This is a genomic window from Mesorhizobium sp. LHD-90 (assembly GCF_030929505.1).
Lineage (GTDB): Bacteria > Pseudomonadota > Alphaproteobacteria > Rhizobiales > Rhizobiaceae > Kumtagia.
Genome location: NZ_JAVFVV010000013.1, coordinates 37,573 through 55,442, shown reverse-complemented (window position 1 = coordinate 55,442; position 17,870 = coordinate 37,573). Strand labels below are relative to the sequence as shown.

General features: G+C 62.1%; 13 protein-coding genes. 3 read left to right on the top strand and 10 right to left on the bottom strand.

Annotated elements, in window-relative coordinates; translation table 11 throughout:
• Positions 1-5,715, bottom strand: a complete 5,715-nt coding sequence (locus RB623_RS19010) for a HAMP domain-containing protein (RefSeq protein WP_308058507.1) — start codon at positions 5,713-5,715, stop codon at positions 1-3.
• A gap of 385 nt (positions 5,716-6,100) precedes the next feature.
• Between RB623_RS19010 and RB623_RS19005 the strand changes: the two genes are divergently transcribed.
• From RB623_RS19005 to RB623_RS18995, 3 genes are all read left to right on the top strand, one after another.
• Positions 6,101-8,353 carry a transglycosylase domain-containing protein gene (locus RB623_RS19005; RefSeq protein ID WP_308058506.1) on the top strand — a complete coding sequence of 751 codons (2,253 nt, stop codon included), beginning with the start codon at positions 6,101-6,103 and terminating at the stop codon, positions 8,351-8,353.
• Positions 8,354-8,442: 89 nt separating this feature from the next.
• Positions 8,443-9,252 (top strand): SapC family protein, encoded by an 810-nt coding sequence (locus RB623_RS19000; protein ID WP_308058505.1) that lies wholly within the window; start codon positions 8,443-8,445, stop codon positions 9,250-9,252.
• Between the two features lie 283 nt (positions 9,253-9,535).
• Positions 9,536-10,006: a hypothetical protein gene (locus tag RB623_RS18995; protein WP_308058504.1), complete on the top strand. Its 471-nt coding sequence runs from the start codon at positions 9,536-9,538 to the stop codon at positions 10,004-10,006.
• Here the strand turns inward: RB623_RS18995 and RB623_RS18990 are convergent.
• The 9 genes from RB623_RS18990 to RB623_RS18950 all read right to left on the bottom strand — a co-directional run bounded on the left by RB623_RS18990 (position 9,999) and on the right by RB623_RS18950 (position 17,844).
• Positions 9,999-10,568, bottom strand: a complete 570-nt coding sequence (locus RB623_RS18990; protein WP_308058503.1) for a Fic family protein — start codon at positions 10,566-10,568, stop codon at positions 9,999-10,001. The genes RB623_RS18995 and RB623_RS18990 overlap by 8 nt on opposite strands.
• 7 nt (positions 10,569-10,575) lie before the next feature.
• Complete coding sequence (locus RB623_RS18985; RefSeq protein WP_308058502.1) at positions 10,576-10,830, bottom strand: hypothetical protein; 255 nt, start codon at positions 10,828-10,830, stop codon at positions 10,576-10,578.
• Positions 10,831-10,913: 83 nt separating this feature from the next.
• Positions 10,914-11,567 carry a hypothetical protein gene (locus tag RB623_RS18980; RefSeq protein ID WP_308058501.1) on the bottom strand — a complete coding sequence of 218 codons (654 nt, stop codon included), beginning with the start codon at positions 11,565-11,567 and terminating at the stop codon, positions 10,914-10,916.
• Positions 11,568-11,773: 206 nt separating this feature from the next.
• Positions 11,774-12,391, bottom strand: a complete 618-nt coding sequence (gene dcd / locus RB623_RS18975) for a dCTP deaminase (RefSeq protein WP_308058500.1) — start codon at positions 12,389-12,391, stop codon at positions 11,774-11,776.
• On the bottom strand, positions 12,378-13,640 hold the full coding sequence (locus RB623_RS18970) for a hypothetical protein (RefSeq protein ID WP_308058499.1): 1,263 nt from the start codon (positions 13,638-13,640) through the stop codon (positions 12,378-12,380). Before RB623_RS18970 ends, dcd begins: the two co-directional genes overlap by 14 nt.
• Positions 13,618-14,061, bottom strand: a complete 444-nt coding sequence (locus RB623_RS18965) for a hypothetical protein (RefSeq protein ID WP_308058497.1) — start codon at positions 14,059-14,061, stop codon at positions 13,618-13,620. Before RB623_RS18965 ends, RB623_RS18970 begins: the two co-directional genes overlap by 23 nt.
• A 212-nt stretch (positions 14,062-14,273) precedes the next feature.
• Positions 14,274-16,085 (bottom strand): translation elongation factor 4, encoded by a 1,812-nt coding sequence (gene lepA / locus RB623_RS18960; protein ID WP_308058496.1) that lies wholly within the window; start codon positions 16,083-16,085, stop codon positions 14,274-14,276.
• Between the two features lie 96 nt (positions 16,086-16,181).
• Entirely contained in the window at positions 16,182-17,117 is a 936-nt protein-coding gene (locus RB623_RS18955) for an AEC family transporter (RefSeq protein ID WP_308058495.1), read from the bottom strand.
• A gap of 127 nt (positions 17,118-17,244) precedes the next feature.
• Positions 17,245-17,844 (bottom strand): DUF922 domain-containing Zn-dependent protease, encoded by a 600-nt coding sequence (locus RB623_RS18950; RefSeq protein WP_374121706.1) that lies wholly within the window; start codon positions 17,842-17,844, stop codon positions 17,245-17,247.
• Positions 17,845-17,870: the final 26 nt, after the last annotated feature.

The following is a 17,870-nucleotide window of genomic DNA, read 5'->3' as shown; positions in this document are numbered from 1 at the left end:
TCATGCGACCACCGTCAACACGGGAGCCTCGCCCTTGGCGGCAGCGCGACGTATACGCGAGCGGCCGATCCATACCCGAAGCAGTGCCAGCAGGAGATCCAGATCGACCGGCTTGGCGATATAGTCGGAAGCCCCGGCTTCCAGACACTTTGCGCGGTCTCCTTTCATTGCCTTCGCCGTAACCGAGATCAGCGGCAGCTCCTTCAATTGTGGCCGGCGCCTGATTTCCCGCATCGTCTCATAGCCATCCATCTCGGGCATCATGATGTCGATCAACGCCACGTCGACATCGGACGTGTGTTCCAGGATGTGGATGCCGTCCTGGCCGCGTTCGGCGTGCAGCACTTCAATTCCGTAGGTCTCCAGCACGCTGGTGAGCGAGTAGATGTTGCGGATATCGTCGTCCACGATCAGGACGCGCGCGCCTTTCAGATCGCCGGTGCCGGACCGTTCCTGATCCGCCAGAGCAACGTCCTTGGACGTTTCGAAAAGCGCTGCCAGCTCCTGCCCTATCAGGGACTGGCTGTGTACGCGCCGGGCGGAATCCAGTTCGGCGTGCGCCGCAAGCGCCTTGTCGACCGGCTCCGCTGACTCGTTGAACAGGAGCAGCTTGGCTGAACTCGCATGGAAGCCGGCGAGCGTCCGCTCGTTTTCCTCGGCCGAGCGGCCGAGCCCGACCACCACCGCATCGTACCGGTCGAGTTCGTTCTCATCGGCATCCGCCGGGAGGGCACCCAGCGCTATCACCGATGTGATCCCGTCGCGCACCGCCTCGACGATCGACAGTCGGCGATCCGGATGGCTGTCCAGCACCAGGATGTTGCGTTGGACCCGCAGCTTGCGCGACCGGATGTCCTTGAAAATTCCGCTGAGTTCTTCCGGCTCGACCGGTTTGGTCCACACGCTCGCCGCGCCCTTTTCGGCCAGCGCATTCAGGTCGTCGCCGCCCGAGATGACATGGATCGGGATGCGTCGCGTTTTTGGATCGTGCCGAAGCAGATCGAACAGCACCCAGCCGTCGATATCGGACAGGCCCAGATCAAGCGTGATCGCGTCCGGCATGAAGCGCCGCGCCAGCGCAAGCGTGCCGGCGCCCGCGGTCGAAAGCACACCTTTCAGTCCGGAGCTCCGCGCCAGCCTGAGCAGGATCGACCCGAATGTCGGGTCGTCCTCCACAATCAGGACGACCCGATCGTCCGGCGAGATCGAATCGCGGTCGTCCGCGAATTCAACCGCCTTGTCGGCGCCCGCGGGCTCGCCCGTCGCGGTTGCACGCGCCGGAACGGAGCCGGCGCCCGCACCGGGCGCCATGCTCTGCGGTCCGTCCAGCGGGATGGTCAGCGTGAAGGTCGAGCCCTTGCCGGGCTCGCTCTCCACCTTGAGTTCGCCGCCCAGCAACCGCGCGATCTCGCGGCTGATCGAAAGGCCGAGGCCGGTGCCGCCATATTTTCTGCTGGTGGTGCCGTCGGCCTGCTGGAAGGCCTCGAAGATCAGTTTCTGCTTGTCGGCAGGTATGCCGATGCCGCTATCGGAGACGGCAATCGCCAGCGCCTGGCCGTGACGTCTGCCGGGCTCGTGCGGCGGACGGCTGACGATGCTTGCATGCAGCTTCACCTCGCCCACGGACGTGAACTTGAAGGCGTTGGACAGCAGGTTGAGGACAACCTGCTGCAGGCGTTTCTCGTCGGTCCGGATTGTTTCCGGCACGCGCGCATCGATCTCTATCGCGAAGCCCAGCCCCTTGTCCGCCGCGAGCTGGCGGAAGGTGCGCTCCATGTGCTGTTTCAGATGCGCCATCGGCATTTCGTTGATGTCGATCGACACAGTGCCGGATTCGATCTTCGACAGGTCCAAAATATCGTTGATCAGGCTCAAGAGGTCGGTGCCGGCCGAGTTGATCGTGCGGGCGAAGTCCACCTGCTTGTCGTTCAGATTGCCCTGCTGGTTGCTCGCCAGGAGCTTGGAGAGAATGAGAAGCGAGTTGAGCGGCGTCCTCAGCTCGTGGCTCATATTGGCCAAAAATTCCGACTTGTATTTCGAGGTGAGGGCGAGCTGTTCGGCCTTCTCCTCGAGCGCTCGACGCGCCATCTCGATCTCGAGATTCTTGTTCTCGACCTGCTTCTTCTCGTTTTCGAGAAGCTGCGCCTTTTCCTGCAGCTCCTCGTTGGTGGCGTGCAACTCCTCCTGCTTCTTGGTCAGCTCCGCCTGTCGCGCCTGCAGCTCGGCGGTAAGCAGTTGCGACTGCTTGAGCAGACCCTCCGTTCGCATGGTCGCGGCGATCGTGTTGAGAACTATGCCGACCGATTCCATCAGTTGGTTGAGGAAGGACTGGTGCGTGTCGCTGAACTCGCCAAAGGACGCCAGCTCGATCACCGCCCTGACGTCGTCCTCGAACAGGGCAGGCAGGATAATGACGCTGGCGGGGCGGGCCTCCCCGAGTCCTGAGCTGATCTTCACGAAGTCCGGCGGCACATTGTTGAGCACGAGCACGCGCTTGTCGGCGGCCGCCTGCCCGACAAGCCCTTCGCGCGCCTCTATCTTCTGGCGGATCGAGGCGCTGCTCTCGGCGCCGTAAGAGGCGGCCAGCTCGAGATAGAACTGCTCTTCCTCGCGGTTGGTCACATAGAAGACGCCGTACTGCGCGTTCACCAGCGGCGCGAGTTCGGACATGATCAGGCGCGAGACCGTCGAAAGGTCGCGCTCGCCCTGCAGCATGCGCGAGAAGCGCGCCAGATTGGTCTTCAGCCAGTCCTGCTCGGCATTCTTCAGCGTCTGATCCTTGAGGTTGCGGATCATCTCGTTGATGTTGTCCTTGAGCGCGGCAACCTCGCCCGAGGCCTCAACAGCGATGGAGCGCGTCAGGTCGCCCTTGGTCACTGCGGTGGACACCTCCGCGATGGCGCGCACCTGCGTCGTCAGATTGGCGGCGAGCTGGTTGACGTTGTCGGTCAGGTCGCGCCACAGACCGGCTGCACCCGGCACGCGGGCCTGGCCGCCGAGCTTGCCTTCGATGCCGACCTCGCGGGCGACGTTCGTCACTTGATCCGCGAAGGTGGCCAGCGTCTCGATCATGCCGTTGATGGTGTCGGCGAGCGCCGCGATCTCGCCCTTGGCGTCGACGGTCAGCTTGCGCTTCAGATAGCCCTGCGCGACCGCGGTGACGACGTCGGCGATGTTGCGCACCTGATTGGTAAGATTGGTGGCCATCAGGTTGACGTTGTCGGTCAGGTCCTTCCACGTTCCTGCGACGCCCTTCACCTGCGCCTGGCCGCCGAGCTTGCCTTCTGTGCCCACTTCGCGGGCAACGCGCGTCACTTCCGAGGCGAAGGAGTTGAGCTGGTCCACCATGGTGTTGATGGTGTCCTTCAGCTCCAGGATTTCGCCGCGGACGTCGACGGTGATCTTCTTCGACAGGTCGCCTCTGGCGACGGCGGTCGTCACCTCGGCGATGTTGCGCACCTGGCCCGTCAGGTTCTGCGCCATCGAATTGACGTTGTCGGTCAGGTCCTTCCAGGTGCCGGCTACGCCCTTCACCTGCGCCTGGCCGCCGAGCTTGCCTTCGGTTCCCACCTCGCGGGCGACGCGCGTCACCTCCGACGCGAAGGAGTTGAGCTGGTCGACCATCGTGTTGATGGTGTCCTTCAGCTCCAGGATTTCGCCGCGGACATCGACGGTGATCTTCTTCGACAGGTCGCCTTGGGCCACGGCAGTGGTCACCTCGGCGATGTTGCGCACCTGGCCGGTCAGATTCGCGGCCATGGCGTTGACGTTGTCGGTCAGGTCCTTCCAGGTGCCGCCGACGCCCTTCACCTGCGCCTGTCCTCCGAGCCGGCCTTCCGTGCCGACCTCGCGGGCAACGCGCGTCACTTCCGAAGCGAAGGAGTTGAGCTGGTCCACCATGGTGTTGATGGTGTCCTTGAGCTCGGCGATCTCGCCCTTGACGTCGACCGTGATCTTCTTCGACAGGTCGCCTCTCGCGACGGCGGTGGTCACCTCCGCGATGTTGCGCACCTGACCCGTGAGATTGCCGGCCATGGCGTTCACATTGTCGGTCAGGTCCTTCCAGGTGCCGCCGACGCCCTCCACATGCGCCTGGCCGCCGAGTTTGCCGTCGGAGCCGACTTCGCGGGCGACACGCGTCACTTCCGAGGCAAAGGAGTTGAGCTGGTCCACCATCGTGTTGATGGTGTCCTTGAGCTCGGCGATCTCGCCCTTAACGTCGACGGTGATCTTCTTCGACAGGTCACCTCTCGCGACGGCGGTGGTCACCTCGGCGATGTTGCGCACCTGGCCGGTCAGGTTCTGCGCCATCGAGTTGACGTTGTCGGTCAGGTCCTTCCAGGTGCCTGCGACGCCCTTCACCTGCGCCTGGCCGCCGAGCTTGCCTTCTGTGCCGACCTCGCGGGCGACGCGCGTCACCTCGCCGGCGAAGGAGTTGAGCTGGTCCACCATCGTGTTGATGGTCGACTTCAGCTCCAAAATCTCGCCCTTAACATCGACAGTGATCTTTTTGGACAGGTCGCCGGACGCCACTGCCGTCGTCACTTCGGCGATGTTGCGCACCTGGCCGGTGAGGTTCTGCGCCATCGAGTTGACGTTGTCGGTGAGATCCTTCCAGGTGCCGGCCACCCCCTTCACCTGCGCCTGGCCGCCGAGTTTGCCCTCGGTGCCGACCTCGCGGGCGACGCGCGTCACCTCGCCGGCGAAGGAGTTGAGCTGATCCACCATCGTGTTGATGGTGGATTTCAGTTCCAGGATCTCGCCCTTCACGTCGACCGTGATCTTCTTCGACAGGTCGCCGGACGCCACCGCGGTCGTCACCTCCGCGATGTTGCGGACCTGGCTGGTCAGGTTCTCCGCCATCAGATTGACGTTGTCGGTCAGGTCCTTCCAGGTGCCGCCGACACCCTCGACGCGCGCCTGGCCGCCTAGCTTGCCTTCGGTGCCGACTTCGCGGGCGACGCGCGTCACTTCGGAAGCGAAGGAGTTGAGCTGGTCCACCATGGTGTTGATTGTGTTCTTCAGCTCGAGGATCTCGCCTTTCACATCGACCGTGATCTTCTTCGACAGGTCGCCGGACGCCACCGCAGTCGTCACCTCGGCAATGTTGCGCACCTGGCTGGTCAGGTTGGTCGCCATCGCGTTGACGTTGTCGGTCAGATCCTTCCAGGTGCCGGCGGCGCCCTTGACCCGTGCCTGGCCGCCCAGCTTGCCCTCGGTGCCGACCTCGCGGGCCACGCGCGTCACCTCCAAGGTGAAGGACGCAAGCTGGTCAACCATGGTGTTGACGATCTTGCCTATGCGCAAAAACTCACCGCGCAGGGGCCTGCCGTCGATCTCCACCATCATCTGCTGCGACAGGTCGCCCTTGGCGACGGCGCCAATGACGCGGGCCACTTCTGCCGTCGGCTGCACCATGTCCTCGATCAGGTCGTTGACGGAGTGGATGCTCGATTCCCAGCCGCCGGTGGCGTTTCGCACGTGGCCGCGCTCGCCGATTCTTCCTTCCTTGCCCACGACGCGGGCCAGCCGCTCGAACTCATTCGTCAACTGCTGGTTCATCTCGACGATTTCGTTGAATGTCTCGGCGATCTCCGCATCCACCCCGTCGAGTTGCATCGGGAGGCGGATCGAAAAATCGCCTCGTCGGAACGAGCGCAGCGCAAGCAAGATATGTCGGCGATCGAGCTGATCTCGCGGTACCTCGACGTTCATGACGATGTTGTCCTCCCAGCGTCCAGTCCCGCGTCCGGAGAGCGAACCCACTTTGTCAGTAGTTTTGGTTTGAGCAATGAACGCTGCACGGAGCCCCCGACGCACTGCAACGCAAGAGAACGCGCGCACTTGCCTTTGGTTCCCGGTGCTATTGGAGGGTACGGAACGCGCGGATCGGATCGTATTTGGTGTCGTGATCTGCTTGATATTGTGTGGTCGCCTGCCATCCTGCCGGAGAGCGCAGCAGGGGCTTCAACGGAGCCATAACGCGCGGCTTTGAAACGCCCATTGGGTGCAGGAAAATATTCCCCTTTAACGCCCCCTTAAATCGCCGCATTTAGACTCCACCCGGTTGCCGCTGGCAAACGGGGACATCATCGCGGGAATGGCAAAACGCAGCGGCACGCGGATCGAACCTACCTTCGACGGGCCGTCGCGCGGCAGATCGGACGATGATTTTTCGCTGGGCGACGACGATCGCGTCGTACCGGCAGTATCGCGAAGACGTCCGCCCGAGCGCAAGGGCGGCAAGGCCCGGTCCAAAGCGAGGCGGGCGGGCGGGCGGCGCGGTTTGCGCCTCGGCCGCCTGGTCTACTGGTGCTGCGTGCTCATGCTGTGGTGCGCCATCGGGCTTGCCGGCGTCGTCGCCTGGTATGGCGCGCAACTGCCCAGCGTCGCAAACTGGTCTGTGCCCGACAGGCCGCCCAACGTGAAAATCGTGTCGACCGACGGCTCGCTGGTCGCCAATCGAGGCATGACCGGCGGCGAGGCGATCGGCCTGCACGAGATGTCCCCCTATATCCCGCAGGCGGTGATGGCCATCGAGGACCGCCGCTTCTATTCGCACTTCGGCATCGATCCCGTAGGGCTGACGCGCGCCATGGTGCAAAATGTCATCAACGGACGTTTCACCCAGGGCGGCTCGACGCTGACACAGCAGCTTGCCAAGAACCTGTTCCTGAAGCCGGACCGCACGCTGGAGCGCAAGGTGCAGGAGGTGCTGCTGGCGCTGTGGCTCGAGCACGAGCACAGCAAGGACCAAATCCTCGAAATGTATCTGAACCGGGTCTATTTCGGCTCGGGCGCCTATGGCGTGGAAGCTGCGTCGCGCCGCTATTTCGGCAAATCGGCACGCGACGTGACGCTGGCCGAGGCGGCGTTGCTGGCCGGCCTGTTGAAGGCGCCGTCGAAGCTCTCGCCCGCCCGCGACCCGCAAGCCGCCGAGAAGCGCGCACAACTGGTGCTCGGCGCCATGCGCGAGGAAGGCATGATCGGCGACAAGGAACTCGCCAACGCGATCGGCACGCCGGCCACCCGCGCCGCGGCCTTCTGGACCGGCTCGGAAAATTATGTCGCCGACCGCATCATGGAGGAACTGCCGACGCTGATCGGCGACGTGCGCGCCGACATCGTTGTCGACACCACGATCGATCTCTCCCTACAAAAGCGCGCGGAAGAGTCCATCCGCCGCTTGATCGACGAGAACGGCAAAAAACTCAATGTCAGCCAGGGCGCGCTGGTGGCGATCGACGACGCCGGCGCGGTGCGGGCGATGGTCGGCGGCTACGACTATGCCAACAGCCAGTTCGATCGCGCCTCGGAAGCGCGCCGCCAGCCGGGTTCGGCGTTCAAGCCGTTCGTCTACCTGGCAGCACTCGAACAGGGCAGCCGGCCGGACAGCGTGCGCAACGATGCGCCGATCCGCATCGGCAAATGGACGCCGGAAAATTACAACGGCAAATATTACGGGCGGGTCACCTTGGCGACCGCACTGGCCAAGTCGCTGAACTCGGTCGCGGCCCAGCTCGTCATGGAGGTCGGCCCCGGCTCGGTGGTGGAAGCGGCCCAGCGCATGGGCATTGAGTCCAACCTTTTGGCCAACAATTCCATTGCATTAGGCACGTCGGAGGTGACCCCTCTGGAGCTGACGGCGGCCTATGTGCCATTCGCCAATGGCGGTTACCGGCCGGATGTGCATTTCGTCCAGCGGGTGACCACGGCGTCCGGCGACGTGCTCTACGAACACAAAGGCGGGGGCGCGCCGCGGGTCGTCAGCGCCGAAGTGATCGGTATGATGAACGCCATGATGTCGGAGACGCTGGCCGACGGCACGGCGCGCAAGGCGGCCTTCGGCTGGCCGGCGGCGGGAAAGACCGGCACCAGCCAGAATTCGCGCGACGCCTGGTTCGTCGGCTACACCGCGAAACTGACCACCGGTGTGTGGTTCGGCAACGACGACGGCAAGGCGATGAAGAAGGTGACCGGCGGGGCGCTGCCGGCGCTGGCCTGGCACGAATTCATGGCGGCGGCGCATGAAGGGCAGAAGGTCGCCGTGCTGCCGGGGCGCTGGCAGGCCGAGCCCGGCCTGGTCGACCAGAGCGTGCCGGACACCGCGACGGTCGCCGATCCGGTCGCGCAAACCCTTGAAAACGCAGCGGTTTCCGAATCGCCGAAACACGTCCCGACGGAGCGTGCCGAGCCCGATCAGGCCGAGCCGAAACTGCTCGCGGCGCCGGCGGATATTGCGGGCGAGCCGACCGCCTCGATCCCCGCCCCGAGGCCGAAGGCCGAAGTCGGCGGGCCGCGCGTCAAGAGCGAGACATCGATCCTCGATATCATCATGGGCGACGGCGGCTGAGCCGCCGGAAGGCCGCCACCGGTGCCGGAACGGCTTGCGCGCAGCCGCCGCGGCGGGCATCATCGGTGCGGGCAGGAAACGAGAGAGCGATGGCCGACACGCTGCATATGGTGACGCGCGAACGGCACACCTACAAGAAGTGGTTCCGTTCGCGCGATTTCAGCTTCGCCTCGGTGTTCAACATGACGCCGGTGAGCGCTGCCGAAATGATCCACATGGCGCGGGCCTTCCCGCTGGCATTCGTGGAGATCGACGGGGTTCAAACGCTGGTGGCGCTGTTCAGCCTGAGGCTGGGGCACAATCTGTTCGTGGCGCCGGACGGGCGCTGGCTGGGCGGCTACGTGCCGGCGGCGGTGCAGCACCACCCCTTCAGCCTGGGCGTGAAAGGCGACGGCAACGTCGCCCTTTGTGTCAATGAATCCAGTGGGTTGGTTCGGGACGCGGCGGTCGGCGAAGAGGGTTTCCCGTTCTTCGGGCACGACGGCAAGCCGACCCGTGAGACGCAGGATGTGGCCGATACCCTGTCGAAGGTGCGGGCCGGTTTGCAGACGGCGCGGCAGGCCGGCGCCATGCTTGTCGAAAAGAAGCTGTTGGAGCCGTGGCCGATCACCGCGCAGGAGGAGGCGGGCAACCGGAAGATCGACGGCGTCTTCCGCATTTCCGAGCCGGCGCTGAACGCCATCGGCGCCGAGGATCTGTTTGCGCTGCGCAACGCCGGCGGCCTTGCGGTTGCCTATAGCCAATTGTTTTCAATGGGAAATCTGGCGATGTTGGCAACGCTGTCGAACGTCCGCGAGCGCGCCGCCAAGCAGCGCATGGCCATCCCCGCCAACAGTTTTATCTCCGAGGACGACGGCAATCTGAAGATCGACTGGGCGACGTTTTTGAAGGACGACTGAGCGGTCCTTGTCGCGCGTTCGAAACCGCGTGAAGTCCGGAAGATTCTTTTCAATCAAAGGCTTGCGCGGGATGGCGTTGCAAAACCGCGTTTTGCGCTTCACGCAAGGGCCCAAAATGCGGGTTTGGCATTGCCGAAAACCCGGTTTTGACTTCGCGCGAGCCCCAAAACACTTCGCGCGCGGTCGATGCGCTGAGGGAGATTGCGGTGCGGGCGCAGTTCCTGCCAGACTGGTGTCAGCAGGCGTCGTCTACAATCGTCCTGCATCCATGGGAGGGGAATTCATGAGCGGCTTCGGCGATTTCGATTTCCTGATCGGCGAGTGGACGATCCGCAACGAGTTTTTGCGAGGCCGGCTGGTCGGCTCGACCGAGTGGGAGGTTTTCGACGCCACCTCGAAGGTCGAGAAGGTGATGCCGGACGGCAACGGTGTCTTCGGCGGCAATCTTGACCAGATGTTCGTCCCGGCGCGCGGGTTCACGGGCATGACGCTCCGGCTCTACAACCCCGGGACAAGATTGTGGTCGATCTACTGGTCGGACACCAAAAGCTATCGGCTGTTTCCGCCGACGGTCGGAAAGTTCGAAAACGGGCGCGGTGAATTCTTCGGCGACGATGTCGAGGGCGGCCGGCCGGTGAAAGTGCGCTTCGACTGGACGGCGGGCGACAACCCGGTGTGGGAACAGGCGATGTCGGCCGACGGCGGGGAGAGTTGGGAAAAGAACTGGGTGATGCGGTTCGAGCGGCTCAGGTAAGATTTTCGATCTGCCTCGTCAGTTCGGTTTCGTCGCCGTTGAACGACAAAATCATCGCGGCCAGAAATTTTTCGGGATCAAGCCGGCCGAGGTCGAACGGATGACCAGACCGGTCCGCAAGCATGGCGAAGAAGGCCATCTGCGTCCGGCCGTTGCCTTCGCGAAAGGCGTGGATGGCATTGAGCTCGCCGAGAAAATGCGCGCCCTGCCGGGCAAAGCTGGCTGCGTCGAGGCCAGCCAGATGGTCATGGTCCCGCAGCCAGCCGAACAAGGATCGAAGCTGCGCGTCGATATGCTCGGGATAGCAGAACATGCTGCCGTCCTTGGCGATGCGAACGGTGCGATGGCGTCCCGCCCAGGAATAGACGTCCTGAAACAAATGCCGGTGAACGGCGCGGAAATGCGAGGGGCTGAAGCGGCCGGCGGGCAGCGGTTCCGTACCCCGCTGCGTGACGACGTCCGCCTCGAAGGCATCGAGTGCCGCCTGATCGCTGAGACCGAGACGATTCTTGAGGACGGTCGTGCCCGGATAACAATAAGGATCGGGCGTCGCGTCGTACACGCGACGGTCAGCTCTTCCTGGCGTGCCGGGCGACGATGGCGCGCCGCCGTTCTTCCGGGCTTGCGCCGCTGCGCTCAAACTCGGCGAACATTTTTCGCGATTCGCTGGATTGGAAAATGCCTTCTATGGCATTCAGCTTCACCATGCCTTCCGGGCCGACCTTGAAGCCGCCAGCGGCGCGCTCCTTGAATTGTCCGGTTTCGGCGTCGCGGGGGAGGAACCGCCCGCTGCTGGCTTCTCTTGCAACCGCTCGTTTTTTCATGCGCCGAAACTATCATGCTCGAAGCGTTTCGTCAGCGGCTTTCCCTTCGCCCCTTTGTAAGAGAAGGCAGAGGCGCGCGCCGGTCAGCCCTTGTCCGCCGGGTCGGGGTCGCTGCCAAGACCCATGCCGCCCAGCATCATGCCGCCGCCCATTCCGCCCCCTCCCCCGCCGCCGCGTCCGCCGCCTCCCTCGCGGCCGCCCCGGCTGCTGGCGCCGGAGGGGCGGGCGGGGCCCTGGTTGGGGATGACGACGCTTTGCGGGATGGCTTCGAGGTCCAGCACCTCGCGGATGTAGTTGCGCAGCGAGACGACCAGCGCGTGGACCTCGACCGGCCGGCCGGCGGCCATGTCGCGCATGGCGCCGGCTGCGAGCTCGACCTGGGCTTGCGTGCCGAACAGCACGATGTCTGAAAGGGCGGCCTCCACGGCGTCGCGCACCCGGCGCGCCCGCTCGGCGCCGCCACCAGGCGCCTCCGCGCCCTCGGTCTCCGCGCGCTTGAGATCGCGCAGATGCAGCGGGCTGACGGTGAGCGTGCCGGTGAAGGAACCGCCCAAGACCTTGTAGGCTGATATCAGCGCCTTCAGCCGCTCGTTGATCTGGCGGTTCTGGCGCTCGCGCCGCTGCTGCAGCGTCATCATCATGACCAGCCGGATGCCCATGCCGATCAGCGTGACCAAGAGCAGCCCGGCGATCGAGGTCAGGATGGTCTGCCAGGAGGAGAAGTCGAAACCGCGCATAGGGGAAAGAGTCCGGTTGCGCGGGGAGGCTAGCATTGGGAGGCGGTGGGGGCGAGGGTAGGTTAGACAAGACATCGAAGGCGCCGGTCACTCAAAGCACACTTCCTGCGGACGGTAGGCGAAAGCTGCGCCGAGCGGATGAGGCGTTGGAAATCGCTTTTTGACCGGGTTATTCGTTGCGGGTCGCTGCGGCTCGATGAGCGTTTCTATAATAATTTGTTTGACTGCAAAGTCGACGTCTGCTCTACATCGATTTCATACTGTCCAAATATCGGCTTTCTCCTGCCAGAATACCTTGACGTCTTTACTCCTTCTTCGCCTCGCAACTCGTGAAAAAATAGCTGTGCGATTCTCATACCAGGAGTTATTGCAATAGGGACCTCGCCGACATTAACTATCTCTAGTGTAAGAGTTCCACAGAACCCCGGCTGCACGCCTGCTGCTGTTTCAATAACAAGACCTCTGCGCCCTAGAGACGACTTTCCAGTGATGTATCCGCCGATATTTTGGGGAAAGCGAAGCCACTCTAGCGTGGCCGCTAAAACAAACCTGCCGGGATGAACGATGAAGTTTTCCTGAAATGGAATATAATAGTATTTCCCATCAATCTCTTCTATACCAGCCGGGTCATTCTTAGCTAGATCGATAATCGATCGTTTCGACTGCTGAACAACAAGGAACCATCGTCCCAACCGTATGTCGAGCGATGCCGCTCCTATCTGTTCTTCACAGATACCAATCGGGCTGGGACAGCAGCCTATCCCTTTATCGGGGCTCGTAGCGGCCTTGCTGAGAAGGTCACGAATCCGTTCAGCGCTGAGCACTTTTCATGGCTTTCTTAAAGTCATATGCCTCAACGGACTTAAGCACCAGGTCCGATACATATCCCATCACGGACTGGGTACCCTTAGTTGGCTTAACGTGATCGGTTTGCAAAAACATTCGCCAAGCCGCACTGATTAGATGGCCGATTGATCCGACTGAGTCCAAAGGCATCCCGTTCTCAAAATATTTAAATGCCATGGCAATCTCCTGCGCGGAAACGGCTTCATTAACAACGATACCAGCCTCTTCGGTGCATTTGGTAGCTGTCAGATACATTTCTTCCACGTGCTTATCACGGACAAAATCCGCAGCTCTTAGGACGAAATGCTCATACGCCAAATTCCGGCGGTCGCGCCCGTCCATGAAGTCGTCCGCATAGTTATCAATATGCGCGCCAATGCGCGCGCCATAAGCCTGAAGAAATTTAGCCCTCTCTTTCGTCTGCGGATAGTTCGTCGATCTTTGGCTGCCATCACCCGGCGCAACCAAATATCTAAAAGCATGAAGATACCCCTCGCCAAAAAGACGAAGGCCTATGAAATCACAGAATAACTCCTCCAACTGGCGTAAGCATGAAGCCGTAACGTCCGAAAGAAACTGCTCCTTTATTTGCTTTGCAAATAAGTCCGCCTGCCCCTCCGTAGCAGGAGGAAGTAGGGAATTTATAATTCCCGTATTATTTTCGAGAAATTCATTCGCTTCAACAAAAATCTCTCCTGAATATCGCTCAGATAGATTCCGCTTCAGCCATACCGAGTGTCCAAGCTCGTGTCCGGCGGCAGGGAAGATCAAAACATTATTTGATTCCGGAGCCGGCAATCCTATGATAATAAAGTCCGGTAACTCCTGTAGATTCATCGGGTACGTAAATGGCGTATAATTCCACTCCGATGACAAAATAAAATGAGTCTCCTCCTCAAAAAATTTACTACAAATCAGCTTGAACGGTTGGTATATTTCAAAATTATTCCGCATTGCCCCGGATCGGGTAATTATTCCAAGTATATAAGTCAAAGATTCTAGTTTATAACTAATATGAAGACGAAGCTGCTGCCGAGTCGCCATGGACGTAGATGGAATGACGTCAGCCTGCGTCTTTAATCGCTCGGCTTGAGCCTTCAACGCGTATAGAGCGGCCTTAGAGTCTGCGTAAGGAAAATCGTCTGTTAATAACGTCTTACACTGCTCGACTAATTTTTCGAGCTTTCCACGAACAATTTTTATACTAGTTGTATCTAGCTCGCTCATCTCGTCGTACGGCAGCAATCCGACTGCCCATGAGATTCGCTATCAGGGCTTCGTGTACAGCTAAACAAAAGTCTCGCAGAAAGGCAAGCTGCTGATCCGTTGGCCGCTCAGCAGCGTTGTCTACCGATTCATAATTTTGGAGAACATCCTGCAACAACCCGCTCAATGTCGCACGAGGTGTATAGCTATCTGTCCCGCCTTGAGACAAGGCAAACGCATACACAGGAACCAACGTTTGATCCTTAACGACTTTATGCTCGTCTTGATCGAGCTGTTCTCGAACAGCCTGGAAGAACCTGTCAATGCTCACGGTCGCAGCCGAACGCGATTGGGTCACTTGGTCCAACTGGATTGCGGCTTCTAACGCAAGCTCACTTAGGCGAGATTTCGTCATTGAGGAGGTGGAAGGCAAGGGTGTCATATTTTCGTTCTCCAGCCCAAATCACCTCTTGACATGATATCGCATATAGCGCTATGGTCAAGGGAATATTTTCCTATCACTAAGGTAAAAATAGTTACTAAGAGTTACTTGAATTTGCCCTCTAGGCAGGCAACCGAAGTTTCGCGACCTGTTAATAGCTTGGGGAAATTTGGGCTGAGCCTTTTCTCTTCGACCCCCGGCCAGCCCCCACGTCAATCGCCCATCTTCAGCGCCTGGATAAACGCCTCCTGCGGGATATCCACCTTGCCGAACTGGCGCATGCGCTTCTTGCCTTCCTTCTGCTTGTCCAGAAGCTTGCGCTTGCGGGTGATGTCGCCGCCGTAGCATTTGGCCGTCACGTCCTTGCGCAGCGCCGAAATCGTCTCGCGGGCGATGATGCGGCCGCCGATCGCCGCCTGGATCGGGATCTTGAACATGTGCTGCGGGATCAGTTCCTTCAGCTTCTCGCACATGACGCGGCCGCGCTTTTCCGCCGCCGTGCGGTGGACCAGCATGGAGAGCGCGTCGACCGGCTCGTCATTGACCAGGATCGACATTTTCACCAGGTCGCCCTCGCGGTAGTCGGTCAAGTGGTAGTCGAAGCTGGCGTAGCCTTTCGAGATCGACTTCAGCCGGTCGTAGAAGTCGAAGACGACCTCGTTGAGCGGCAGGTCGTAGACCAGCATGGCGCGCTTGCCCACATAGGAGAGGTCGGCCTGGATGCCCCGCCTGTCCTGGCAGAGTTTCAATATGCCGCCGAGATAATCGTCGGGGGTCAGGATGGTGGCGCGGATCCACGGCTCCTCGATGTGGTCGATCTTGACCAGGTCCGGCATGTCGGCCGGGTTGTGCAGCTCCTTCACGGTGCCGTCGGTGAGCGCCATGCGGTAGACGACCGAGGGCGCGGTGGCAATGAGGTCGAGGTCGAACTCGCGCTCCAGCCGCTCCTGGATGATTTCGAGGTGCAGCAGGCCAAGGAAACCGCAGCGAAAACCGAAGCCGAGCGCGGCGGAGGTCTCCATCTCGTAGGAGAAGCTGGCGTCGTTAAGGCGCAGCTTTCCGACCGCGGCGCGCAAATCCTCGAAGTCGGCGGCGTCGACCGGGAACAGGCCGCAGAACACGACCGGCTGCGCCGGCTTGAAACCCGGCAGCGCATGGGCGGTGGGGCGGCGGTCCTCGGTAATGGTGTCGCCGACGCGGGTGTCGGCGACTTCCTTGATCGAGCCGGTGATGAAACCGAACTCGCCGGGGCCGAGCTCGTCGACGGTCAGCATTTTTGGTGTGAACACGCCGGTGCGCTCGACCAGGTACTTGGCGTCGGCCTCCATCATGCGGATGGTCTGGCCTTTTTTGAGCACGCCGTCGATGACGCGCACCAGCACGATGACGCCGAGATAGGCGTCGTACCAGCTATCGACCAGCATGGCTTTCAGCGGGGCGGATGCGTCGCCCTGGCGCGGCGGCGGGAGCTGGTGGACGATGGCTTCAAGCACATCCTCGATGCCGATGCCGGTCTTGGCCGAGATCATGACGGCCTGGCTGGCGTCGAGGCCGATGACTTCCTCGACCTGCTCCTTGATGCGCTCGGGCTCGGCGGCGGGCAGGTCGATCTTGTTCAGCACGACCACGATCTCGTGGTTGTTGTCGATCGCCTGGTAGACGTTTGCGAGCGTCTGAGCTTCCACGCCCTGGCTGGCGTCGACGACGAGGAGAGAACCCTCGCAGGCGGCGAGCGAGCGCGACACCTCGTAGGCGAAGTCGACATGGCCGGGCGTGTCGATGAGGTTCAGCACGTAGTCCTGGCCGTTGTTGGCGCGGTAGTTGAGGCGCACGGTCTGCGCCTTGATGGTGATGCCGCGCTCGCGCTCGATGTCCATGTTGTCGAGCACCTGCTCCTTGCCCGCCATCTCGCGCGCGTCGAGCCCGCCGGTCATCTGGATGAGGCGGTCGGCCAGCGTCGACTTGCCGTGGTCGATATGGGCGACGATGGAGAAGTTGCGGATGTTTTTGAGCGGTGTCGTCATGGAGGGCGGCTATAGAGCATTCGCGGCCAAAACGGAAAGCCCGTTTTGCAGGCGCGAAGGCGGCAAAGCGCGGTTTTGGCGGGAAATTCGGGTGGATCACACCGGCCCGGGGAGCACGTAGAGCCAGCCGAGCAGGGTGACGACCGACAAAAGCGTGGTGATCGAGACGCTGGACGCGACGAGCTCTTCCTTGACCTTGTATTCGCCGGCGAGGATGTAGACGGTCTTGGCGGTCGGCACGGCGGCGCAGACGACGGCGGCGATGGTGTAGAGCGGGCCGAGCCCGGTCGCCACGCACAGGCCGTAGACGACCAGCGGCATGGCCAGCAGCTTTATGGCCGCGAGCGCGGCTGTCGCCTTGAGATTGGTGCGTATGCCGCCGAGCGAAAGGCCGAGCCCGATGGCAAACAGCGCGCAGGGCGTCAGCGCGGCGGCAAAAATGTTCAGGTAGGCGGCGAGCGGGGCGGGGATCGGCAGGCCGGCGACGGCCCATGCCAGGCCGACCAGCGTCGACAGCACCATCGGATTGAGCAGGATCTGCCGCGCCAGCTTGCGCGAGCGCGGCTTGCCGTCGTGCGGATCGCCGCGGCCGGCCTCCAGCAGGACGACGGCGAGCGGGAACATCACCCCCGCCACGAACACCGTCGCAATGGCAGCGGGCAGGACGGCCGGCTGTCCGTAGATCGAATGCAGGATCGGCAGGGCGACGAAGCCGGTGTTGGTCATCGCCGCGGTCATTCCGTAGATGGTGCTGCCGGCGAGGTCGCGCCGCCAGCCGAGGCGGATGGCGAGGAACACCAGGACGAAGCACAGGATCGAGCCGCCGCCGAAGGCCAGCAGGAAGCGCCATTCCAGAAGGTTGCGGGCCGGCTCCTGCGCGATGGTGACGACCAGCAGGGCCGGCATCGCGACATTGTAGGCGAAATGCACCAGCCCGTCGGCCAGCGACCTCGATACGTAGCCGAGCCAACCAGCCAACCAGCCGGTGACGATGATGGCGAAGACGGGAAGGACCAGATCGGCGACTTCCATTTTTGGCTCCCCTCGAGCCCACGGACGCGGGTCAGGCATGCAGCCAAGCATACAACGCCCGACCCTGTCGCCAGTCCTGTCGGCCTCGGACGGCAGATTCCGCTGGCAACCGGCGCAGGGACGCCGCTTACTCCTCGGTCAGCAACGCGATGATCAGTTGCTGGACATTGCCGCCGTCGCCCATCTCGACGCGGTCGAACTCGCGGCCTTTGCGGCGCTGCTCCTGCGACAGTTCGGAGAGGCGCGCGGTCAGCACAGTGCGGATCTTCTTGCAGGCGGGATCGTCCTCGACGGTGAGGCCGACGCTGTAGGCGACGATCTCGCGCACCATCTCGATGATGTACTGCCCATGCACCTTCTCATGCGCAGCGATGCCGTCGAAGAAGGGCTGCCAGCGGGCGCGGGTGGCGGCCGGCAGGTTCTTTGGCGCCTTCGGCAGCGTGTAGGTGATGATCAGCTTCGGCTTTGCGCTGGCGAGCACGCAGGCATTGCCGCGCGGCTGGTAGTCCCGCCTCCAGGTGAGCTTGAAATTGGTGAAGGCGATGCTGCGGCGGCCTTTGCCGATCTCCGGCCCGCGCTCGCCCATCGAGGCGTAGAGCTCGGCGGGCGTGGTACCGGATATGGCGTAGGGCTCGATCTTTTCGACCGGCTGCCAGGTGTTGCTCGCCGCGTCCTGCGCGGCGGCAAGAAGCGCCGCCGCAAGCAATATGCCGATGAATGTCCGCACGCCCGCTCCGTCGATGGGTTTCGACG

Coding starts and splice junctions, on each gene's coding strand:
- lepA (WP_308058496.1), bottom strand. CDS start 16,085: ATGACGACACCGCTCAAAAACATCCGCAACTTCTCCATCGTCGCCCAT.
- RB623_RS19005 (WP_308058506.1), top strand. CDS start 6,101: ATGGCAAAACGCAGCGGCACGCGGATCGAACCTACCTTCGACGGGCCG.
- RB623_RS18980 (WP_308058501.1), bottom strand. CDS start 11,567: ATGCGCGGTTTCGACTTCTCCTCCTGGCAGACCATCCTGACCTCGATC.
- RB623_RS18995 (WP_308058504.1), top strand. CDS start 9,536: ATGAGCGGCTTCGGCGATTTCGATTTCCTGATCGGCGAGTGGACGATC.
- RB623_RS18985 (WP_308058502.1), bottom strand. CDS start 10,830: ATGAAAAAACGAGCGGTTGCAAGAGAAGCCAGCAGCGGGCGGTTCCTC.
- RB623_RS18965 (WP_308058497.1), bottom strand. CDS start 14,061: ATGACACCCTTGCCTTCCACCTCCTCAATGACGAAATCTCGCCTAAGT.
- RB623_RS19000 (WP_308058505.1), top strand. CDS start 8,443: ATGGCCGACACGCTGCATATGGTGACGCGCGAACGGCACACCTACAAG.
- RB623_RS19010 (WP_308058507.1), bottom strand. CDS start 5,715: ATGAACGTCGAGGTACCGCGAGATCAGCTCGATCGCCGACATATCTTG.
- RB623_RS18970 (WP_308058499.1), bottom strand. CDS start 13,640: ATGAGCGAGCTAGATACAACTAGTATAAAAATTGTTCGTGGAAAGCTC.
- RB623_RS18955 (WP_308058495.1), bottom strand. CDS start 17,117: ATGGAAGTCGCCGATCTGGTCCTTCCCGTCTTCGCCATCATCGTCACC.